The following is a 21568-nucleotide window of genomic DNA, read 5'->3' as shown; positions in this document are numbered from 1 at the left end:
CATGGGCGGAAAATAGAATAATCATAAATATCAAGAAAGATTCCATAGCAAGCTGCCACTGACGACAAGGAGAGCGATAATACCCAATGTTCGTTGCAGGCGTTGCAAAATGGGCTGAACTTGATAGGAGACGATCAGGCGATCGCGACTTAAGATTTCTGGCGGCTTCGTCCAGGTTTGACCATCATACCAGCCAGACTCTTCATAGCCGATGGTTTCTTCAGATAAGCGATCGCGCACGTAAGACCAACCTAAGTACAGTCGCAGTAACACCAATATCACAAACAAGCCAGCACCTGCGCCACCTGCCAAAATAAACTGTACCAGATGCTGGTGCGGCGCAAAGCTAGCAGCAGCAACTGGACCTGCGATCAACCAGCTCCAGCCCCAAACCCAAGCCAGCTTGAGTGCATAATCCCCCAGTTCTAGCTTCGCCCAACGAAAAAACCAAGAATCTTTTAACTGTTGATACTCATGAATCGGTTGTTGTTCTGTCGGTACTGGACAGAAAGAAACGGACGATTCCCTCATAGTTTTTGTTCAGGTTACGATTGTTGCGAGTTAAATTCAACATGTTCGGCGTGACCCCAAAATGCTTCTAGATTATAGAACTCCCGTTCCTGAGGCAGCATAATGTGAACGATCACCTCACCGTAATCCTGAAGCAGCCAGCTGCCATCGGCTTGTCCTTCGGTTCGTAGAGGACGCCGTTGCCAAGTCGTTTCCACTTGATCTTCAATCCACTGAGAAATTGCCCTCACCTGGACTCGCGAAAAGCCAGTTACAATCACAAAATAATCAGCAATATAGGAAATATCTGCCACGCGGAGGATGACAATGTTATCGCCTTTACGATCGTCTGCCGCTTGAGCAATAGTTAATGCCAGATCCGGGTTAGTTTTTTGGTCTTGATTTTCATTGACAAATAAAGTAGATGATCGTTGAAAATTGTCCTTTGTCATTTGTCCTTTGTCATTTGTCATTTGTTAGAATTTGAGGATTTTTTATAAAACGTAACATTATCCGGTTTATTGCCATCGACCTACTGAGTCAATTGTGGTTTTTGGCTAAAGCGTTGCACCGCCCAGTTCCGAGTTAAGATCATGCGGGGATGAATCAGGCGACTGGTATTGAGCAGGTGTTTAACACAGTACTCAGATGTTAGCCAAACAGCTTTGTGCAGATCGACTCGAGCAATTTTTCGCAAATTCTCCAACTCCGGTGTATGACCACGACCGGGTTCGAGACTATCGGCTAAAAACACAACGCAGCTAATGTCACTCATCCTTGGGTTTCCTAAAGTGTGCAGCGCGATCGCTTCGAGTACAGCGTCTTCTTGGACACCGAAGTACTCTTTAGCCACGATAGCACTGACATCAGCATGTAACAGATGAGGAGTCGCGGCACAAATAGGATCTATATCGATACCTCCCTCCCTCGCCATTAGCAAGAGTCGCTCTGGCTTAAAGTACTTAGCCAGGTCATGCATCAATCCGGCTTGAGCGGCTTGCTCCAAATTTAAATGATAATGCCGAGCTAATTCCACAGACATCTGCTCAACCCTCAGAATATGCTGCATCCGGGTTGTGGGAACATTATCCTCTAGCCAGGTTAAAACCTGATCCCGCATTTGCTCACAAAACTCCTCAAGGTTAAGATTGGCTCTATCTATAGGCATTGACCCTATTTTATAGTGTAGGAATGTCAACTTAAGGCTTCTGAAGGGAAGCAAATAGTTGTTCATAGCGCTCAAGCGCTCGGTCAAAGGCATAATTTTCTTCGGCATACTTTCTGCCTTTGTCACCCAAAGCTTTGACTTTTTCCGGATGGAGATACAGATCCAAAATTTGGGCGGCTAAAGTTTTGGGATTTTCGGGTTCGACGATAATGCCACCGCCACTCCTGTGGATGGCACTGGCGGCTGTTCCCCCGGCTGGAACCGAAGCTAAGATGGCGCGACCGCTTGCCATCAATACAGGAATTTTTGAGGGCATATTAAAGTCAATAACGTTTTGCTTTTGCAGTACCAAACCCACATCGGCTGCGGCTAGCATTTCCGGGAGTTGTTCGCGAGGTTGAAACGGTAGCAGGAGTACATTGGTTGCTTTACAGGTTTGTTTGTAAAGCTGTAGTTGTTGCAAGGCTTTGGCTTGTGCTTTCCCCTGCGATCGCGCTTTCTCCTGGATCTCAACTTGCCATTCTACCAGCGCCCTCGCTTCTTCTTGCTGCAATCTCTCTAGAGCTTTCTCTTCTCCCACAATTACAATGGCAATATCGGGAATATGACGCAGGCGAACAGAAGCCTGAATAACAGTTTCTATGCCTTGACTGAGCGCTATATTGCCGGAATACATGACCACAAACTTCCCATTGAGTCCATGCTCTTGACGAAATGCATTCGGTTCTTTAGGTAAAGGTTTGATGAAATCAACATTCACCCAATTCGGAATCAGCTCAATTTTGCTTTCATTGACTCCCTTATGCCGCAAGTTTTTAATAAACCCATCAGCAATAACACTGATTTTTGTCGCTGTCCGGTAGGCAAATTTTTCCAAAATAGAAAAGATGCGAATCAACTTGGGATTGGTAAGAATTTCTAAGTGTACAGCAGCATCTGGTAAAATATCCTGAAGATTGAGAACCACTGGAACACGGTGTAGCCATCCTAAAAGTGCTGCTGGTACAGCAACCGGCAGGGGTGGTGCCGTCAGGAAAATTATATCGGGTCGCCGTCCCTTTAGAGCATGGACAAAACTCGTCGCCACAAAGCTAACTTCCAATAACAATCGGTCAATTAAACCGGGTTCGGGGTGAATCCAGACATAGCTGCGTTGAATAGCTACGCCTTTGATCACCTCTGTGCAGTATAATTTTCCTCGGTATTCTTCATAGACTTCTTTTTGAGGATACCAAGGCATACCTGTAACTACCCGAACCTGATGTCCTCGTTTCACTAACCCCTCAGCAAGTTCGGTCATCAGTGGGGCAATGCCGATAGGTTCAGGAAAATAGTTGTAGGAATAAATCAGAATTCTCATAAATTTCTTTTAGGAAAGCAAGTGGGAAAGAACCCAGTTGGGACTAATTTTTTCGCCAAACTAGCCGAATGCCTATCAGTGGGGATATTCAACCTGGTACTCAGGGCAGGTTCCACGGCTTAACGGCATCAGAAACACCATTATTGTAGAATCTACCTATTGTAGTTGCCTTTATCAGAATGCCGCATGGTACAAATAAGTGCAATCAGCCTGTAGACTAAAGAAATTCACAGATTTGACAGATTCATGGAGGCGGATCATGGGGGTGCATCTCAAGTTTGTCGGTTGGGTTGAGGTACGTAGGCGTGACGCGCAGCGATAGCGAAGTAAGCAGCGTCAGCCTTCTCAAAGAGTAACCCAACTTTTGGGTTAGCTTGAACATTTTGTGCTTTCACGCTCCATAGTCCCGATCACGGCTGTTGGCTCACTGGTACGAGTCGTTTTCCCATATACAAACAATTGCGCTGGTCAGGTAGGCGTTGGTAAGATAGTTCATCCGTGAATCGCTCCATCAAAATTAATCCTCTGCCTGTTTCCTCTAAAAGGTTACAGCCTTTGTGATGTAAAGCCTCCAGCTTAGAGAGCAAATCGAACGGTTCTCCGTGATCCCAAATCCGCATCTCCAAGCGGTCAGCAAATATCTTCAGTTCCAGTTCAATCGGGGTGGTTTGGGGTAAGTGGCGATGAGCGTGGTGAACCGCGTTGGCAAAGGCTTCGTCTAGTGCCACTTGACAATCCCCACAAAATTGGTGAGGAAATTGGCGGGAAACTAACCTATCAAACCAAGTGAGAATTTCAGCAACAGCATTGATGTCTGTGGCTACCTTGAGATGCGATTGTTGAAGGGGTTTGTCCTTGTGCATCAATCGATTGCCCCTCTAAGCCGCGCCACTATTTTTAGAAAACACAACTAAAATTGTTTTGATAATTAATTTGATATCATACATCAAGCTCCAGTTATGCTGGTAGCGTAAATCTAAGTCAATGATGTCCTTAAAATCGTGGATTTGATTTCGCCCATTGACCTGCCACTCCCCCGTCATACCAGGTTTGACATCTAAACGCTGCCATTCTGGTACATCATAGTAGTCTACTTCATCCGGTGTAGGGGGTCGAGTCCCGACCAAACTCATTTCCCCTTTCAAGACATTGACAAATTGAGGCAGTTCGTCAAGACTAGTTTTCCGTAAAAACCGACCCACTTGTGTCACTCTGGGATCAGGGGCATTTTCATCCAAAGGTTTAACTCTAATCTTGCCCTTACTGATATCTTGACTACCGATATACATAGAGCGGAACTTCCAAATCCTAAATTCTTTGCCCATCCACCCCTTACGGATCTGACTGAATAAGATAGGACCTGGCGTATCAAGTTTGATGGCAATAGCAATGGGAATAAAAGCTAGCGCGGTAATGCCTAAGCCAACGATTGCTCCGACAATATCGAGTCCGCGTTTGATCCAAGAGTGGGTTGAAGGGTGAGTGGGTGGTAATGCTGTTAACTTAGTTGGTTCAGGCAGCAGCTCCACTGTTAGAATTTGATCGAGTCCTACCATTTTCAAAATGGCTATAACCGGAGTGCCAACATTGGTAAGTACCAGTTCGACATCCTTACTGGTCGCATTTTTGTAATTGTTCACCAACGCCCCAATTCCACAGCTATCGATAAAGGTCGTTTGACGAAAGTCTAAAATAATTTTTGGCGGGAGGGGGTAGTTGTGCAAAATGCGCTGGCAGGTTTCTTTGAAAGCCACAGCTTCAAGCACACTCAGGCGAGCCGGAAGTTGCATAACGGGAGTTTCATGCAATAGTATTACTTTAAAATCCGCTTCGGACATTGAGTCACTCATAACGACCTGTATTGTTGGTATTCACCTGTGTTTATGACCAATATTGTGTCGTACAATTGCCAACTTAACCAAAAACTCACTTGAACTTACCGATTAATGTTAAAAAATGTCAGCTAAGACTGGACTCACCGCACGGCTCATTGAACTGTTCTCTGCCATTCAAGGTGAAGGACTAAATGTTGGTACCCGCCAATTATTCATCCGTTTGGCAATGTGTGATTTGCGCTGCCATTTTTGCGATAGTCAGAATACCTGGACAGCTCCCGGTTTGTCTTACGTGGAGCAAACCCCTGGATATCGGGATTTTGAAGCTCATCCTAACCCTGTAACCGGCGAGCAGTTACTGGCATGGGTTGAGCGGCAAAATTATCCAGGACTCCATGAAAGCATTAGCTTAACAGGTGGCGAACCCTTGTTGCAGGCTCCCTTTTTAAGAGAGTTCTTGCCCGTGGTGCGACACCGAACTGGCTTACCCATATACTTGGAAACCGGTGGACATCGCCCGGAGCAACTAGCCCAGATCTTACCCTATTTAGATTGTATCGGCATGGATATGAAGCTGCCGAGTGTAAGTGGGGAAGAGTGTTGGCAAGCCCATCGTCAGTTTCTACAGCTTTGTGGTGATGCAGACGTCGAAGTTTTTGTAAAGCTGATTATTGCTCAAGCCACGAACGCAGCCGAACTGGAGTTAGCCGCCGAATTGGTTGCAGCTTGTAACCCCAGTATCCCTGTGTTTCTACAACCGGTAACGCCCCTAGCTACACCCCATCATGGACCAATGATTCCGCCAATGCCTACTCAGGTTTTAGAATGGCAAGCGTTGATGAAGCGCCATATCGGGATCGTGCGCGTTGTCCCCCAAACCCATAAGATGATCGGTCAGCTTTAGAGTTTGGGTTCTCGTTGGCTTTTCGCTTCGGCTTTGGCTTTAGCAGCACTTTTTTTCAGGGCGGCTAGGCGAGTTTCGTAGCGGCGACGTTGACGACGACTGGGTGTAACTTCAACTAATGTTTTTAAGGCACTGCCTAGACTCTTGTAGGCGTTGGGAAGAGTGTAACCAAAGCGAGTAGCTAGGGCGATCGCTTTTTCGTCTGCCTCAATTTCTGCCTTGAGGGTTTTCTCGCCGTTGTTTTTCTGATAGAGTCTCCACCCAGAAACACCACAGAGGGCTAGTGCCAACAGGAGCAGCAATCCATCTTGTACCCAAAGTTCCCCAACAGCCCCTCCCAAACCAATGGCTAGGGCTGCCATTTCCCAACCTTCTTTGGGGATGGTATCATTCTGAATTCGGGCAACTTCGTGCCAAAATAGGAGATTGCGCTGGTCAAGGGCAAACTGTTCCCATTTCACTAAATCAATTTGAACCTCCACTTCATCGCTACCGATTTCTTCGGTGCGTAACAAAGGAGGATTCACCTCCGTCGTTCCTTCCACCATGACCCAGCTTTGCAATTCTGGGGGGAGTAAGGTTTTCAGACGCCGAAGTTCACTCATCTCGGCTTTGGCAGAAGAGGTTGCATACGATGTCATAGATCTGCCTCCAGGAAACTTAAACCAATAAATAAGGGTATCATTTGGCAGTATAGCGAGATTAGCGCTCTGCCTTGTTTACACCTAGGTCTCAGGATTCAACTCAATAGGGCAAGGGATAGGGGAGTAGGGGGAGCCAGTAGAGACGTAAGGCGTGGAACTATGGCGATAAAAAATTAAATTAGAACTCACTGCGAGCAGTCTTGGGACTTAAGTTAACCGGAGATTACCGATAAAAAATAATGCGTCACCGTAGAGCCAGGTACGAGAAGACCCGGAGTTCACGCCTATCCCAAGCATCTCGTATTGCTGCTACCTTCCGGTTCTGACAAGGTTTGAGCGTTGGGATTGCATGAATCCGAGTCAGTTACTAGCATAACATCTTTAAACCACATTGATCAGTTCACGGAGATATTTTTTATTCAGCAATAATCCGCCATTCGTGAAGCTGGTATCTAACACAGTGATTTGCCACCAACGGATCTCGCACAGGCGATCGCCTGTGCCTCTTTTGTTGAACTCGCCTCAAACAGGAGCATTCCGCCCCCTCGCTCAGCCCAGTAACCTGTTTTGGCTTTGTGTCCTTTGTAAATCAAGTCTTGAACATAGGCTTTATGCGCCGGAACATATTGGTCAAACGTCGGTTTATCGACGATGCCTTCTTCTATCTTGACGAACCAGGGCATTTGTTTTTTCCGATCAAAACCGCAGATAGTACATTATCTCAGATATCAGTTCCGGGGGAAGGGCAAGGCGTCGCTGCAAGTCGGCTAAATTCCGATAGTTGCCCATCTCTTGCCGATTTTGCACGATCGCTCTGGCTAAAAACAAATCAACTCCGGGAATTCGGCTAAGTTGTTCCACGGATGCTGTATTAGCATGAATCGGCACAGGTGTTGCTGGACTTTCGGCATCATAGTAACAAAAGCTGAGAATCGGTTGTAACGGCTGCAACCGCCCGACAGGGATACTTAACGCCGCCGCAATATCCTCCAAACAGCAAAACTGTACACCACTCCTTGCCAATTCAACCAGCGATCGCGCTTGATGGATGGATATCCCCGGTAATCTCAGCCAATCATCTACTGTCGCTTGATTGACATCAATTTTAATTCCCAATGCCGCTGCCACCTCAATGTCTTGCGCCGATTGCAGCCGATAGTAAGGATCGCTCTGAATCCGCCCTTGGATTGAGCGCCAAGTTAGGTTTAATCGTTGCGTCGATAAAAGCCAGTCAAACAGTGCCATCTTCTTTTTAACACGGTATGCGTAAATCCCCTTTCTCAGCGTAAGCAGGAAATTGAGGAACGAAATTTCCAAATTATCCTGATGCAATAAACCTTTTGTGGTACATTGATAGTAGCTTGCTTAGGTCTACCTTCTAAGGCATGGGCTGATGATAGTAGAGTTAGGTGTGATAGAGATGTAGTCCTTGCACGTTAACGAACTCGACCACCGTTCGCTTTCATCGTCCTCCAAAAGAATAGTGCAAGATGCCAATAGGCATTATCCGGTTAGAACTCTAACCATAAACCGCGAAAACCAAGCGGACCCAGTAAATATTCTGCCTGCGGAAGGCGGGCGGCTGCCTGTTGACGCTGAGTAAGACCAATAAGAGGTGACTCTTGGAGGCATCGGCGGATGAAACGGGAAACTCCGTTCGCGTAAGCGTGGCGTAAGCCAAGACGAATAAGACCGTCCTTGCTTGCTAGTTGGAAGCCCCAAATAAGAGCGAAGCAAGTTGGGGTACTTCACGCGATACGATCCAGTAATTGGCGACGCTTTTGCTCAAACTCATATTCTGACATCAACCCCTCCTGACGCAACTTGTCGAGTTGTCGCAGCGCATCCGCGATCGCACCCACTTGCGCCGGATCAACCTCTGGGGTTTGACTTGGCGCTGACACCCCGGTTGAGATCAACTCCCCATTAAAGTTTTGGTCAAATTGCTCCGAGTTTTGCAACAAATACCACACTCCTTCAATGGCACTCGCAACTTTGGGGATTGGTGTCCAAAATAGCAACAAATAAAAAATTCCCCACCAAGGTTGCCCCAGATAAAATTTATGGAGTCCCGCAATAGGTATCACTACCCCACTAAACGCTAGTAAGGAAGCGACTTTTCGACTTTTCGGCTTGCTTAACATAGTGGTTTTAACAACAGACGAAAGGACACCGTTACTAATCCAGCAAGAGGATGACCCTATTTCTATGATATTGAGATGCTCTCCCAAGGGCGGGTTTAGTCAAGTGATCAATGTTATCTGTAAAACCCGCCCCTACACCCCGGCTCCCCCTGCTCACCTAAATACGGATAACCGAAGTTTCCTTTAAGTGCAACACTGCACTAGAATATGACTGGAAACGGCAGTACAACCCACTCGGTTGATCGGGTAAGAGCTATGGGGTTTTTTGATTCAGAGATAGTCCAACAAGAAGCTAAACAACTGTTTGAAGATTATCAATCCCTTGTCCAATTGGGAGGCAGCTACGGCAAGTTTGACCGAGAAGGGAAGAAAATTTTCATTGATCAGATGGAAGCGATGATGGAGCGCTATCGAATTTTTATGAAGCGCTTCGAGTTATCTGAGGATTTTATGGCTCAGATGACAGTTGAGCAACTTAATACCCAACTCGGTCAGTTCGGCATCACGCCTCAGCAAATGTTTGATCAAATGCAAATGACCTTAGAGCGCATGAAATCAGAACTGGAAAAACAGTCTTAGGAATCGTAAAAAATTTACTCCGTCAAATCTGGTTATGGGTTCGTCGTCGTTGGTCATTGGTCATTTGTTTTTGGACGTCCCCTTAGGGAATGGGCTTGAGCCACTTGTACCACACATCTGACGCTTCTACCCGATAAGGTAAAGCTGAATTCTTGCTTGAATGGAATGTTGGGCAGCTTCATCGCTGCTCAAATCGCGGTAATTTGGGAAATGAAGATACCCACTCGTTTAAATTCAGGACATGGACAAGCGGAATAACCAAAAGTTTGTCAATATTCCTCAATACAACCTTGTTGCTGTGCAAGCATAGTTTGGCAAAAATGCTGCAACAGGATTATGGGCGAATTGTCACAGTGGGATCGCGGGGTGCTGTGTAACCTGTGGGACAATTGGCATCCCACTGTGCTGCCAAAGCTGGAGTCGTTGTCCTGACTCAAGCGATCGCAGATGAAAGCAAAGGTACGAATATCACCGCCAATATTGTACTTCCTAGTGCAAGAAGGCAGAAATAACGCCAACAGCTACTATCTCCCCCTGCTGCCCCTGCTGCCCCTGCTTTAGAAGCATAGACACAGCTGCTCAAGTATTTCCAAGGGCGCTGCACTAGGGTGATTGACACGCTGACTAATTGTCAGGGATGGGGAAATAGAACACCCATCAGTGGGTGAAACCCTCATCTCTGGCTCAGGGGATCTGTTTCTTAGCTTCAGAAGCAGCGCAAGATGTTCGCGGTGCAGCAGTTCCTGTGTATGGCAGTATTTAATAGACGAAAGGAAACACTTAACAGGGAATAATGGACATCAAATAAGTCATTGGTCAACTAGTCTGTGACAAGAAACACAAATAACTAATGACTCAAGAAATATTTTATATCGCTCAAATATTGGTAGTCATATATACTAGATTCTTTATCGATTGGAGTTAAGAAAATAGGATGACTTCCCTGATCTCTAAAAAAATATGTATGCTAGGCGATTTTAGTGTGGGTAAAACCAGCTTGATTCGTCGCTTTGTGGAACGGCAGTTTAGCGATAAGTATCTGTCAACCGTTGGTGTAAAGATTTCCCGAAAAACCGTTGACGTGCCAGCCGCAATGCCCAAAAACGCGCTCCAGGTACAAATGCTAATTTGGGATTTGGAGGGAAATACTAAATTTAAAACGGTGACACCGATGTACCTGCAAGGAGCAAGCAGTGCGGTAATTGTGGCTGATGTCAGTCGCCAAGTTACAATCGATCATGTTTCTGATCACTTACAGGCATTTTTATCTGTAAATCCCAAAGGATTTGGCATCGTCGCCTTAAATAAAGCGGATCTTATTACTGAAGAACAACAGCAAAACTTCCTGGAAAAGTGCCACTTGAATTATCCGAATAGAATAGTTGCTGTCTATCCCACATCGGCTAAAATGGGGGTAAATGTTGATGATATTTTTTTAAAGCTGGCTCAGCGAATGGTTGGATGAGGTGGATTCAATCGGGTGTATTACACAATAGCTGACTGTGTCACAACAAAATACATTAAATGAGGTAAGTGGATATTTATTTTTTGTCACATAAATATAAGAATAAATAATTCATTGATAGTAGGGGAAGTCGATACATCATGATTATTTGACAATGATTTTTATTATCAAATTATATACCTTATAAAAACTTATACTTGATATCAATGATTGTTTAAGGCTAAAATAAATCTTAATATATTAGTCCAACGAGGCAGTATAAAGTTAAATGCATCCTCTTTTTCAAAAATTATTACTTTCTCGGCATATAGAATACTTAGCCGTGGATGAATCATTCAATATAGTAGAACTATCCGATAAAATCGCTCAGTTTGCTGATCGTCCTCAGGATGTGAGTCGAGGTAAGGATGTCCGTCTGAGTTTTCCTGAAATTGTCGGGATGGAAGAGATTTTAATCAATATCCTTCAAGGGCAACAGTTAAACTTTGATTTAAAAGGAATTGGACGGTTTACTGGACGAGGCAACCTTCTCTATTTTGATATGTATATTATCAATGATAGTGAAAACTGTAATACCGGAAATAAGTTAATTATTTTATGTGAGAATACCACCGAAAGAATGACTTTAGAACAAACATTAGTTCAACGATCGAATGAAACAAGCCTACTACTAGATGCTTGGGCAGCATCAAGTCAATACCTTGATAAAATTGTTCAATATATGGGAGATGCTCTATTCGTCACCAATGAATTAACGATCATAAAAATTGTGAATAAAGCAGCTAATGCCTTATTTGGTTATAGCGATTTGGAATTAATTGGTAAACCTTTATCCCTAATTATTGACGAGCTGCAGTTGAATAATTTAGTTTTACACAAAAATGGCTCTTGTCCAAATAGCACGAATCCGAGTGAGGTTGTTTGTCAGACTAAGACAGGAGAAAAGATTTTGGTGGCGTTTTCCTGTTCTAGAATTGAGGGCGAACTAGAAGACGAACAAGATATTATTTATATTGGGCGCGATATCAGTTGATAAAGTCATAAGCATACCCTCGAAGCTGGTGAAGGGTCAATTGTAGGGGCGGGTTTTACAGATAAAGTTTGTCCAAATGGGACACATTTCCTGTTCCCCAATCACCTCTTCCCCAATCCAAAGTGCATAAGTGTCACCGGATGAGAGATATCTCTGCTTCAGAGAGGTTAAACTGGCGGACATTAGATCCCATCAGCACAAACTATGGAAGCAGGAACATTTCTCCCATCCCCGACACTCTTAGCCCAAGATCTAGCTATTTCCACCCATGGACTGACCAAGCAATTTGACCGACATATCGCCGTAAACGATATCGATTTACAAGTCGCGGCGGGTGAAGTCTATGGATTGATTGGTCCCAATGGCGCTGGAAAAACCACGTTAATCCGTATGTTAGCCGCCGCAGAGGAACCGACGACGGGTGAAATTTATATTAATGGCGATCGCTTTTTGCGGGATCAAAGCAACCCCAAACTCAAGCAGCGTATTGGTTATCTCCCCGATGATTTCCCTGTCTACGAGGATTTAACGGTTTGGGACTATCTTGACTATTTTTCCCGACTCTATCGCTTGCGAGAACCCCGGCGTACCCAACGCCTGCGGGAGGTGTTGGAACTGGTACAGCTTACCAGTAAGCGCAAAAGCTTAATTGCTACCCTATCGCGGGGGATGAAACAGCGCCTAAGTTTGGCGAGAACAATTATTCACGAACCGATTCTACTGTTACTTGATGAACCCGTTTCCGGATTAGATCCCATCGCCCGGATGCAGTTTCGGGAAATTATCAAAACCTTGCAAGAAGCGGGGATGACGATTCTGATTTCGTCCCACGTCTTGAGTGATTTAGCCGAACTCTGTACCTCGGTAGGGATTATGGAACTCGGCTATCTGGTGGAAAGTGCGCCTTTAGCTGAACTTTATCGCCGCTTTAGCCGTCAAAAGATTATTCTCTCCAGTTTAGGAGATATGGACGTATTGGCGGCTGAACTGAAAAATTATCCCTTAGTTCAAGAGATCGAACGGATTCCGGGAAAAAACCAGGTACAGGTTGATTTTTCCGGGAATCCAGAAGAGAGTGCGATGTTGTTGCGATCGCTAGTTGAAGCGGGAATTCCTCTAACTGAGTTCCACTGTACACAAGAGGACTTAGAAACTATATTCTTAAAGCTAGGACATCAGCAAGTATCTTAAAACGTTTTCAAGACTGTAGGGGCGGGTTTTACGATTATCGTTTTTGACATCATCCCGATGTCACTAAACCCGCCCCGACCAAGATTTTTTCACGAATAACAAATGACTAAGGACAAATAACAAATTTAGGAGACTGTTCTCATGCTACTCAAAGGAATAGACAGACTGGGTGAGTGGAACCCGCAGCTCTTGCGGGAACTGAAAGGAAGGCTGAAGGGGCGGAATGTCGCGATCGCACTTGGCGCATCGGTACTTGGCTATCTAGGGATGTTCCTCTATGGATTGAATCAATTTACTCGCTTGAGTGCTCCTGATGATTACCCCTACATTAACAGCACCGAGATATTCTGTAAACTACGAGATAGTTACCTCGCAGATCAGGACAAACTGCCTCAACTACAGAAACAATATCGTCTACTTCAAGACCAATTCTTTCGCTATAGCAGTGCAGAATCCTTTGATTTGGAAAAAATTAATCAACTCAAAGGCAGTATAGCGGACGTTCAGGCAAAAATCACCCATATACAGACAAGTTACAAATGTCCAAAAGATGCCATCGATATTCCCCTGTGGTGGCAATATCAACATGGACAAATGTTTGCATGGCTGAGTGTAATTGTCATATTCATCCTGCTAATCGTGGGGACGTATATGCTAATCGCTGACTTAGCTGGAGAAGAACGTCGCGGCACACTTAACTTTATTCGAGTCAGTCCCCAGTCTGCCCAGAGTATTTTATTAGGAAAACTCTTAGGCGTTCCTATCTTACTCTATTTCGCCGCCATTCTGATAATTCCCTTGCATCTGGGGTTAGGCGTATCTGCCCAAATTCCCCTGGGAGAGATTTTCAGCTTCTATGCTGTTTTGGGAGCAGGTTGTGCCTGCTTCTACAGTGCAGCACTGCTGTTTGGGTTAATGAGTTCTTGGTTAAACGGCTTCCAATCATGGTTAGGAGGTGGCACAGTTTTTACCTTCTTACTGATAGCCCAAAACAATCGGATCTCTAACAGTCCAGTTGACTGGATAAATTTGTTTTCTCCGGCTTTAGCTTTGCCCTATCTTTATAATCAAACCGAATTTCATCATCGAGCCTTTCCCTTCTCAGAAAACCAAATACAAACATTGCAATGGTTCCATAGTCCTGTGGGTTTAGCCGGATTTAGTCTCGTCGGGTTTGCCCTGGTGAATTACGCTTTATGGACTGGTTGGATTTGGCAAGCTCTGAAGCGACGTTTTCAAAATTCCAACGCGACTATCCTGAATAAACGACAAAGTTATTGGCTAGTTGCTTGTGTTCAAGTATTGCTGTTAGGATTTGCCGTGCAAGACAAGCCGAATGGCTCTTTAATTAGTGAACACATCTTTGTCATTGCCTACTTTAATGCTGTGCTATTCCTGGGTTTAATTGCCGCACTTTCCTCTCATCGCCAAGTGTTACAGGATTGGGCGCGTTATCGTCAGCAACAAGGGACAAATCGCAAACAGTGGGGAATTATTCAAGATTTAATTCGGGGAGAAAAAAGTCCAGCTATTGTCGCCATTTGCATTAATTTAGTGATTGCAACAACTCCTTTTTTCGTTTGGATTGCACTGTGGAATGAGCCAGAATTCGACACACTCAAAGCTTTGTTAGCTGTTGCTTTCTTCATCTGCATGACTCTAATTTGTGCCACCCTCGCACAGCTAATGTTAATGATGAAAATACCCAAGCGGGCGCTGTGGGCAACGGGTTCTATTGTGGCTGTTCTTAGCTTGCCACTGATTATGCTAGCTGTATTGGGAATTGAACCTTCCGACAATCCTATTCTATGGCTATTTTCCTCCTTTCCTTGGGCAGGAATTGAACATGCGGCTATCTCAACTGTCGGTTTTGCACTCCTTACCGAATGCCTAATCTGGGGACTATTAACGTCTCAGCTAACACGGCAATTACGCAAAGCTGGTGAGTCAGCCACTCAAGCTTTATTAGCGGGACATCCCTCAATTCGTCGTTAGATAACACTTGAATTTAGATCCCCAACTCTTGAAAAAGGCGGGGATCTGATAGGAAACCCGTTCAACTTGAGAGTATAATTTCAGTGTTGGTTGTGAGGACTCAAGTTTTTAGGGCGAAGACAGCGCAACTACGAACATTTAATTTGGAGATATTTCCCATGTTTTCCACACCGATCAACCGACTGGGGGACTGGAATCCTCAGTTGATGCGAGAACTCAGAGGACGTTTGCAGCGCCGCAACGGATTAATAGTTGTGGCAACGTCTTTAATCATTCAAACATTAATTTTGTTATCGTTTTCTAGCCAAAACTGTACGAGTCATGTTAATAATCGCTGTGTCGAATTCGTCTGGGAATTTGACTGGCTGATGATTTTTAGAACACTCAATTGGATTCTACCCTTGTCTTTATTTTCTATCGGCGTCTACTTGCTGATTTCCGATTGGATGAAAGAACAGCGGCGGGGTACGCTCAATTTTATTCGCCTCACACCCCAATCCAGCCAGAGTATTTTATGGGGAAAAATGCTGGGTGTACCAATATTAGTTTACCTAGGATTAAGTTTGGCTGTCCCTCTACATTGGGGTGCAGGAATTGCTGCAGGTGTACCCTTAGCCTGGACGATCAGTTTTTATGCTCTAATGATGGTCACTTGTCGGTTGTTCTATAATTTAGGATTGCTGAATTCTTGTTTAACTCAAGCCTCTTATCAAGGGTTGGCGGCTAGTTTAGTTGGAGTTTGGTTGGGCAGTACGTTCACTGGTTTATTAGATTGGTCTTTTGATTGGCAAAATTTGGTCTATAAAGATTTAGGGGATTGGTCTTGGTTTATTTGGAATCTGGGTCATGAACCTTTGCCGCTAACGTTGTGGACGCTAATCACAATTAGCGTTAGCGTATACTGGGTTTGGCAAGCGACTAATCGTATGTTCCGCAATCCCAACGGTACGCTGTTAAGTAAACAACAGAGTTACTGGTTAGTGGGAGGCGTTCAGATTTGGCTATTGGGATTATTGTGGTCACTTCCCCATCAGTCTGTAGCCCGCCAAGAACAGCTATTTGGTTACTTGTTTGGGATTTCTCTGTTTAGCCTATTTTTCTTGTTAGGAGTTATTTTTGCGATTTCGCCGCAACGACAAGCTTTGCTGGATTGGGCAAGGTATGGGCAATCCCAACGTCAACATGCAACTGTTAACAATGTGCCAGTATCATGGCAGGATTGGCTTTGGGGTGAAAAGAGTCCTTCATCCGTCGCGATCGCGGTGAATTTAGGGATTACAGCAATTGTCTGGTTCCCTTGGTTACTGCTGTTTCCCATCGGTGTTGATGACAAAGTGAAAGCGATCGCGGGATTGTTACTTTGTGCTAATTTAATCGGTTTCTACGCCCTTCTCATTCAATTGATGTTGATAATCCGACGCAAAAAACCGTTGATTTGGGCGGGAAGTACCTTGAGTCTGGCGATTTTTGTCCCTTTATTTATTTTATCCATCATACAAACGGAATTAACTTCAGGAGTACAATTGCCAGGATTATGGCTTGCGTCAGTATTTGGTGCACCTTGGATCATTTTAGCACAAACATCCGCCTTCACCGTCTTGTTTAGTGTATTGGGTCAATGGGCGATAATCGCAGGATTAATTGTGCAATTAACTCGTCAGTTAAAACGTGTCGGTGAATCGGCATCAAAACCGCTATTTGCCAATCATAATGCTTTGCCTAATTCAGCGAAAGTGCGCTGAAGTCTCACCAACCACTTTGGGTTAAAACTACAAACATTATTCGGCTTTCCCTTACCTAGGGTGATAAGCAAACCTGATTATTCTTGGAAACTTTGTGGGGCAAGGCTTTCAAAACAATGTTTTTAGGGAAGCTATCACTAATATAGGGTTTGCATCAGTTGGACTGGTTTTGTAAGCCTTTCTAATTCAAGTGATTATCTTGGGTGGGTTAAATTGGCAGTTGACGCGACAGTTGCGCCTAGCTGGAGAATCTGCCACGAAAGCACTTTTGGCAGGGCGTTTACCTTTGTCTAATTGACCGATCGGATTGGGCGCACGCCATGCGCCCCTACAATTTCTGGATGGAATTGTAATTCATAAAATAAGGTGTGCCAAATCATTACTTTCCCGAATTCCCTCTTACTCCCCTCTCCCAAGAAGAGGGAGAGGGGCTGGGGGTGAGGGCTGTAAGTTGACGAATTTCCCCCACCCTATATTGCTTCTATCGCCGCTTCTAGTGCGATCGCGACATGAGTCCAATGGGTTCCCCCTTGGCAAAATACGATATAAGGTTCTCGCAACGGTCCATCAGCGGAAAACTCCGAGGTACTCCCATCAATAAACGTTCCTCCAGCCATGACTAACTGACTCTCATATCCCGGCATTTGGGCGGGTACGGGATCGAGATAGGAACCAATCGGAGAATATTGCTGAATTACCCGACAAAAGGTGATTAATTTTTCCGGTGAACCTAACTGAATTGCCTGAATTACATCCCGGCGAGGTGTCATGGGTTTAGGATTTACGGGATAGCCTAACTGATCAAAGATATAAGCGGTTAAATGATTTCCTTTCATCGCCTCTCCCACCATTTGCGGTGCGAGAAAAAGTCCTTGAAATAATAACCGATTCTGGTCAAATGTCGCCCCGCCAGAACTGCCAATTCCGGGTGCGGTTAATCGACAGGTTGCGGCTTCAACCAACTCGGCTTTTCCGGCAACATATCCCCCCGCCGTGACAATGGTGCCACCGGGATTTTTAATCAAAGATCCCGCCACTAAATCCGCACCAACGGCTGGGGGTTCTTTATCTTCAATAAACTCGCCGTAACAGTTATCGACAAAACAAATCGTATCCGGATTTTGCTGTTTAACGTACTGGACAATTTTTTCGATATCCGCTATTGAGAGACTGGGACGCCAGGAATAACCACAAGACCGCTGAATTAAGACTAAGCGTGTGCGTTGTCCGATGGATTCTTTTAAAGCTTGCCAATCAATTGTTCCTGCTGCGGTTAAGTCTAACTGACGATAATCAACCCCAAACTCCTGTAACGATCCCTGACCTTGACCCCGGACACCAATCACTTCTTCTAAGGTATCGTAAGGCGCACCCACCACCGATACCATCTCGTCACCGGGACGCAATACCCCAAACAAGCAACAGGCGATCGCATGAGTTCCGGAAACGAATTGGACTCGCACCGCCGCCGCCTCAGCACCCATGACTTTAGCAAATACTTGGTCTAAGGTTTGGCGACCTAAGTCATCATGACCATAACCACTCACCCCAGTAAAGTGATGCACACCAACCCGATAATGGCAAAAGGCATTCAGGACTTTTTTCAGATTTTGCTTGACCGTTATGTCAATGTCTTCAAAAATTGGACGGAGTGCTTTTGCGGCGGCTTGAATTTGTTCTGAACTGTTCATTACCATGGGATTGTGTTTTCGTTCAAATACATGAGCATGAAACGTATTTTTGCCCAACTTGTTGTAGTTACGAGTTTAGCCTTAAGCTTCACACTGACTAGCATCGTTCCGGCTCAAGCAATTACTGTTAATTTTAGCTGGCAGGGAAATCAGGGATATTCGGCGACTGGAACATTCCATTATGATGAAAAAAAGGCTGCCGATATAATATCAGAAAAAGGAGGGAGTGAAACTAAAGGGTTAGATAAGTTCACGGTTTCTTTTTATGATCCATCAAATCAGAATATAATTGACTACGATAATATTAGCAATGGTGTATTAATGGGGGATTATTTCCAATTTAATCTTAATACGATAAATCAAAAAATTTTCGGTTCAATTGATATTGGCGGTGAATCATCAGGAGATATGTATTTAAAAGGAACAGTTGATACCCACTTGTCCTTAATTCAGGTGTCTGCGTCAGGAGCTGAGGAAATAGTCGATATTAATTTTGGCGCGATTGTTGTCCAAAGTCCAGTCAATTGAGGGGAGGGATTTTTTGACCGAAAGTTTTTTGAGACAAAAGTGATACAATTTGACGAAAGCCTTATTTCGTCAAAGTTTGGCTGAAAGCCCATCGAGGTTGGTATTTCATTATTTTGTCCTAGTGCAAGAAGGCAAAAATAACGCCAACAGCTAACATCTCCCTCTGCTCCCTCTGCTCCCTCTGCTCCCCCTGCTCCCTCTGCTCCCTCTGCTCCCTCTGCTCCCTCTGCTCCCCCTGCTCCCCCTGCTCCCTCTGCTTCATCGTATCTACGAAGCTGCTCAAGTATTTCCATGCCCGCCGCACTAGGGGGAAATTTTGCCTACACCTGCCAACCCGCGAAGATGCCAAAGAAACCATCCGCGTCCAAATATCCGGTTTTGTTACAAAAATTCACATTAAATTTGGAGCAACCGTCTAACTCGCTCAAGTGCTGGCACAATCATCCAGTTTAGACCCAGACCTAAAATTGCTACTAGAGAAGAGGCTCCCGGTGCGGGGGTGGGGAGGCTTCGGGTATAGGAAAGACCAGAGAGGCGAGGAAAAATGGAATTCCTTACCCTTGTTATTGACACTCCCTCACTTGCATGACGAGGGGTTCTTATCCATCCCCACCGTGTAGACCGGTGGGGAATGCCAAGATTTTTGTTCAATCATAGTAGGATAACCCGATCAGGGTAGAATAGAAACGAGTTTCTTCACAAGGCGCGATTTATCCCACGTCTACCTGCGAGTAGGGCGTAGGAAACCTATCGCCAAATAAGCTAAAATTGATCTTGACAAATGGCAAAAGTAGGGTAAAAAAGTGCCGACTCTTAAAGCCTCTCAATGGGGACTCGCTCAAATCAAGCAAGCCAGAAATGAAAAGGGGTGGAGTTGGAGTCTTGATGATGACGACACCTGCTTGCTTGAGGCTAGTCGAATACTAGAACCGGATAAACCGTGGCATTCTGGGGGACCTTATGCAAATGGACTCTCCCAAGGTACATGGAAGCGGTTTTTAGCCGGAAGACAACCCATTAGCGCTCATGCCTTTAAAGCATACTGCCACGTTTTAGGACTCAACTGGGAAGAAATTGTCGCTCAAGCAAATACTACACCCTCCCATAGTCGTCAAGATTGGGGAGAAACGATTGACATCTCCATCTTTTACGGTCGCACGGCGGAACTAGAACAGCTAGACCAATGGGTTTTGAAAGAACGCTGTCGCATCGTGGCACTCTTAGGAATGGGGGGAATTGGTAAAACATCCCTAGCGGCGAAGTTAGCCGAGAAGATTCAATCTTCCTTTGAATATGTTATCTGGCGATCGCTACGTCATGCTTCACCCCTTAGTGATCTTCTGGCTGAGGTGATCGACTTTTTATCGGAGGGTAAGGAAGGAGAGTTACCCGAGACAGTCAACGGTCAAATTTCGCGACTGATGGACTTCGGGCAACGCCATCGCTGTTTGTTACTCCTTGATGATGTGGAAACTATCATGAGTAGTGGCAAGTTAGCCGGACATTATCGAGAAGGGTATCAAGACTATGGGGAACTGATTCGGCGCATGGCTGAAGAACGTCATCAAAGTTGTTTGCTGCTAATTAGTCGGGAAAAACCCATAGAAATAGCCTCATTAGCTGGTGAAAAACTTCCCGTTCGAGAACTGAAACTCAAAGGCTTAAGTGCCGAGGATGCTAAACGAATCTTAGAAACCAAAGGATTTTCATCCTTAAAGTCAAGCGCCGATGCCCTGATTCAGCTTTATCGAGGCAATCCGTTAGCCCTGAAAATTATGGGGACAACAATCCAAGAAATATTTGACGGAAATATCTCTGAATTTTTAGAGCAAAGCACATTAATTATAGGCGATATTCTGCCGAATGTTTTTAATCAGCAATTCCAGCGTTTATCTCCGTTAGAACAGGAAATTATTTATTGGTTAGCGCTGGAAAATCAGCCCCTTTCTATCTCAGAATTAAAAGAGGCGATGAAGTTTTCGGTAACATCCTTATCAAAACTCCTTGCCGCTTTGGAATCACTCAAACGCCGATCGCTTTTGGAAAAAGAACCCAATACCGAAGCCAATGAAGTGATTTTCACCATTCAGCCGGCTCTGTTGAAATATGCCACCAATCAATTTATCGAGCAGGTTTGCCAGCAAATTTTAACCGTTTGCCAAACAAAATCCTTAAGTAAACTGGGTCTACTTAGGAGCCATGCTTTAGTCAAAGAACAGGTATCGGATGAACTGAAGACGCTGCAAATTCGCCTAATTCTTACCCGCGTCAGAGATCGATTGTATTTACTAAAAGGTTCAGATAGTCTAGAAGATCAACTCAAAGCGATTCTTTCTATACTAGAAGAAACATCTGACCCAATTGTGGGATATGCACAGCTTAACGTGATCAACCTGCTGGATGCGATTGAAGGCAGATTGTCAGCAAACCCTAGAGGTTTGGCATAAGTGGTGAAGCAAAAAGAGGATGACCTAGGGCAATGATTTTACCGACATTTTCTGAGATGATCTGCCATTTGTTGGATTAGACACAGAACACTCTATAAAAAAAGAGTGTGACCCTACGAAAATTCACTCAAGTCTTCCAACATTTAGGGTAAAAATAATGACATAATACATTAACATTAAAGAAAATATATTATAGCGCTTCGCGCTGGTCTAGTTACAAGTTAGAATAAAGAATGTACAACTTCTCATCAGGTCTACTAGCTATGGCGATCGCTTATAGTCAAAACATACGAATACGTGCCTTGGAGCTGATAGGGAATGGCGTGTCAGTC

19 protein-coding genes, 1 other RNA gene and 3 pseudogenes are annotated in these 21568 nt (G+C 44.7%); 11 read left to right on the top strand and 12 right to left on the bottom strand.

What is annotated here, in order from left to right; translation table 11 throughout:
• Positions 1-30: 30 nt before the first annotated feature.
• The 6 genes from RID09_RS12720 to RID09_RS12695 form a co-directional block, all read right to left on the bottom strand.
• The gene (locus tag RID09_RS12720) at positions 31-531 is read right to left on the bottom strand and encodes a CGLD27 family protein (RefSeq protein WP_446336304.1); all 501 of its coding nucleotides are present in this window, start codon (positions 529-531) and stop codon (positions 31-33) included.
• A gap of 14 nt (positions 532-545) precedes the next feature.
• Positions 546-962 (bottom strand): ribosome silencing factor, encoded by a 417-nt coding sequence (gene rsfS / locus RID09_RS12715; protein ID WP_446336303.1) that lies wholly within the window; start codon positions 960-962, stop codon positions 546-548.
• 80 nt (positions 963-1042) lie between these two features.
• A complete protein-coding gene (gene yqeK, locus RID09_RS12710) occupies positions 1043-1630 on the bottom strand; it encodes a bis(5'-nucleosyl)-tetraphosphatase (symmetrical) YqeK (RefSeq protein ID WP_446336327.1) in 588 nt (195 codons plus the stop codon).
• Between the two features lie 79 nt (positions 1631-1709).
• Complete coding sequence (locus tag RID09_RS12705) at positions 1710-3038, bottom strand: glycosyltransferase family 4 protein (protein WP_446336302.1); 1329 nt, start codon at positions 3036-3038, stop codon at positions 1710-1712.
• A 410-nt stretch (positions 3039-3448) separates the two neighbouring features.
• Entirely contained in the window at positions 3449-3901 is a 453-nt protein-coding gene (locus RID09_RS12700; RefSeq protein WP_446336301.1) for an ATP-binding protein, read from the bottom strand.
• A gap of 15 nt (positions 3902-3916) precedes the next feature.
• On the bottom strand, positions 3917-4888 hold the full coding sequence (locus RID09_RS12695; RefSeq protein ID WP_446336300.1) for a sugar transferase: 972 nt from the start codon (positions 4886-4888) through the stop codon (positions 3917-3919).
• Positions 4889-4994: 106 nt separating this feature from the next.
• On the opposite strand from RID09_RS12695, the gene RID09_RS12690 reads away from it, so the two are divergent.
• Positions 4995-5777: a 7-carboxy-7-deazaguanine synthase QueE gene (locus RID09_RS12690; RefSeq protein WP_446336299.1), complete on the top strand. Its 783-nt coding sequence runs from the start codon at positions 4995-4997 to the stop codon at positions 5775-5777.
• Here RID09_RS12690 and RID09_RS12685 read toward each other — a convergent pair.
• The 5 genes and pseudogenes from RID09_RS12685 to RID09_RS12665 form a co-directional block, all read right to left on the bottom strand.
• Complete coding sequence (locus tag RID09_RS12685; RefSeq protein WP_446336298.1) at positions 5774-6418, bottom strand: DUF3318 domain-containing protein; 645 nt, start codon at positions 6416-6418, stop codon at positions 5774-5776. The genes RID09_RS12690 and RID09_RS12685 overlap by 4 nt on opposite strands.
• 268 nt (positions 6419-6686) lie before the next feature.
• Positions 6687-6783, bottom strand: an RNA gene (gene ffs, locus RID09_RS12680) — signal recognition particle sRNA small type.
• 53 nt (positions 6784-6836) lie between these two features.
• Positions 6837-7104, bottom strand: a pseudogene (locus RID09_RS12675) (YciI family protein).
• 13 nt (positions 7105-7117) lie between these two features.
• Positions 7118-7666, bottom strand: coding sequence for a helix-hairpin-helix domain-containing protein (locus RID09_RS12670; RefSeq protein ID WP_446336297.1), 549 nt, complete (start codon positions 7664-7666; stop codon positions 7118-7120).
• Positions 7667-8169: 503 nt separating this feature from the next.
• Positions 8170-8565, bottom strand: a complete 396-nt coding sequence (locus RID09_RS12665) for an NINE protein (protein ID WP_446336296.1) — start codon at positions 8563-8565, stop codon at positions 8170-8172.
• A gap of 255 nt (positions 8566-8820) precedes the next feature.
• Here RID09_RS12665 and RID09_RS12660 point away from each other — a divergent pair, with 255 nt between their 5' ends.
• From RID09_RS12660 to RID09_RS12625, 8 genes and pseudogenes are all read left to right on the top strand, one after another.
• On the top strand, positions 8821-9144 hold the full coding sequence (locus RID09_RS12660; protein WP_446336326.1) for a DUF1825 family protein: 324 nt from the start codon (positions 8821-8823) through the stop codon (positions 9142-9144).
• 275 nt (positions 9145-9419) lie between these two features.
• Positions 9420-9638, top strand: a pseudogene (locus RID09_RS12655) (SDR family NAD(P)-dependent oxidoreductase); the annotation flags it as partial.
• Between the two features lie 114 nt (positions 9639-9752).
• Positions 9753-9907: pseudogene (locus RID09_RS12650) on the top strand (3-oxoacyl-[acyl-carrier-protein] reductase); the annotation flags it as partial.
• A gap of 171 nt (positions 9908-10078) precedes the next feature.
• Positions 10079-10609, top strand: coding sequence for a Rab family GTPase (locus tag RID09_RS12645; RefSeq protein WP_446336295.1), 531 nt, complete (start codon positions 10079-10081; stop codon positions 10607-10609).
• Positions 10610-10931: 322 nt separating this feature from the next.
• Positions 10932-11642, top strand: a complete 711-nt coding sequence (locus tag RID09_RS12640; RefSeq protein ID WP_446336294.1) for a PAS domain S-box protein — start codon at positions 10932-10934, stop codon at positions 11640-11642.
• Positions 11643-11846: 204 nt separating this feature from the next.
• A complete protein-coding gene (locus RID09_RS12635; protein WP_446336293.1) occupies positions 11847-12833 on the top strand; it encodes an ABC transporter ATP-binding protein in 987 nt (328 codons plus the stop codon).
• Positions 12834-12974: 141 nt separating this feature from the next.
• Positions 12975-14828: an ABC transporter permease gene (locus RID09_RS12630; protein ID WP_446336292.1), complete on the top strand. Its 1854-nt coding sequence runs from the start codon at positions 12975-12977 to the stop codon at positions 14826-14828.
• A gap of 158 nt (positions 14829-14986) precedes the next feature.
• Positions 14987-16570 carry a hypothetical protein gene (locus tag RID09_RS12625; protein WP_446336291.1) on the top strand — a complete coding sequence of 528 codons (1584 nt, stop codon included), beginning with the start codon at positions 14987-14989 and terminating at the stop codon, positions 16568-16570.
• A gap of 470 nt (positions 16571-17040) precedes the next feature.
• Here the strand turns inward: RID09_RS12625 and RID09_RS12620 are convergent, their stop codons facing one another.
• On the bottom strand, positions 17041-18267 hold the full coding sequence (locus RID09_RS12620; protein WP_446336290.1) for a methionine gamma-lyase family protein: 1227 nt from the start codon (positions 18265-18267) through the stop codon (positions 17041-17043).
• 30 nt (positions 18268-18297) lie between these two features.
• Here RID09_RS12620 and RID09_RS12615 point away from each other — a divergent pair, with 30 nt between their 5' ends.
• Positions 18298-18789, top strand: coding sequence for a hypothetical protein (locus RID09_RS12615; RefSeq protein ID WP_446336289.1), 492 nt, complete (start codon positions 18298-18300; stop codon positions 18787-18789).
• A gap of 803 nt (positions 18790-19592) precedes the next feature.
• Complete coding sequence (locus RID09_RS12610) at positions 19593-21236, top strand: NB-ARC domain-containing protein (protein WP_446336288.1); 1644 nt, start codon at positions 19593-19595, stop codon at positions 21234-21236.
• The last annotated feature ends 332 nt before the right edge of the window (positions 21237-21568 follow it).

Source organism: Coleofasciculus sp. G1-WW12-02, assembly GCF_040219735.1.
In the GTDB taxonomy this organism is placed as follows: Bacteria; Cyanobacteriota; Cyanobacteriia; order Cyanobacteriales; family Coleofasciculaceae; genus Coleofasciculus.
This window is presented reverse-complemented; position numbering and strand designations above follow the sequence as displayed.

Bases quoted from the DNA above. Each gene is read 5' to 3' on its own strand.
- RID09_RS12720 (WP_446336304.1), bottom strand. From the start codon at position 531: ATGAGGGAATCGTCCGTTTCTTTCTGTCCAGTACCGACAGAACAACAA.
- rsfS (WP_446336303.1), bottom strand. From the start codon at position 962: ATGACAAAGGACAATTTTCAACGATCATCTACTTTATTTGTCAATGAA.
- yqeK (WP_446336327.1), bottom strand. From the start codon at position 1,630: ATGCGGGATCAGGTTTTAACCTGGCTAGAGGATAATGTTCCCACAACC.
- RID09_RS12705 (WP_446336302.1), bottom strand. From the start codon at position 3,038: ATGAGAATTCTGATTTATTCCTACAACTATTTTCCTGAACCTATCGGC.
- RID09_RS12700 (WP_446336301.1), bottom strand. From the start codon at position 3,901: ATGCACAAGGACAAACCCCTTCAACAATCGCATCTCAAGGTAGCCACA.
- RID09_RS12695 (WP_446336300.1), bottom strand. From the start codon at position 4,888: ATGAGTGACTCAATGTCCGAAGCGGATTTTAAAGTAATACTATTGCAT.
- RID09_RS12690 (WP_446336299.1), top strand. From the start codon at position 4,995: ATGTCAGCTAAGACTGGACTCACCGCACGGCTCATTGAACTGTTCTCT.
- RID09_RS12685 (WP_446336298.1), bottom strand. From the start codon at position 6,418: ATGACATCGTATGCAACCTCTTCTGCCAAAGCCGAGATGAGTGAACTT.
- RID09_RS12670 (WP_446336297.1), bottom strand. From the start codon at position 7,666: ATGGCACTGTTTGACTGGCTTTTATCGACGCAACGATTAAACCTAACT.
- RID09_RS12665 (WP_446336296.1), bottom strand. From the start codon at position 8,565: ATGTTAAGCAAGCCGAAAAGTCGAAAAGTCGCTTCCTTACTAGCGTTT.
- RID09_RS12660 (WP_446336326.1), top strand. From the start codon at position 8,821: ATGGGGTTTTTTGATTCAGAGATAGTCCAACAAGAAGCTAAACAACTG.
- RID09_RS12645 (WP_446336295.1), top strand. From the start codon at position 10,079: ATGACTTCCCTGATCTCTAAAAAAATATGTATGCTAGGCGATTTTAGT.
- RID09_RS12635 (WP_446336293.1), top strand. From the start codon at position 11,847: ATGGAAGCAGGAACATTTCTCCCATCCCCGACACTCTTAGCCCAAGAT.
- RID09_RS12630 (WP_446336292.1), top strand. From the start codon at position 12,975: ATGCTACTCAAAGGAATAGACAGACTGGGTGAGTGGAACCCGCAGCTC.
- RID09_RS12625 (WP_446336291.1), top strand. From the start codon at position 14,987: ATGTTTTCCACACCGATCAACCGACTGGGGGACTGGAATCCTCAGTTG.
- RID09_RS12620 (WP_446336290.1), bottom strand. From the start codon at position 18,267: ATGGTAATGAACAGTTCAGAACAAATTCAAGCCGCCGCAAAAGCACTC.
- RID09_RS12615 (WP_446336289.1), top strand. From the start codon at position 18,298: ATGAAACGTATTTTTGCCCAACTTGTTGTAGTTACGAGTTTAGCCTTA.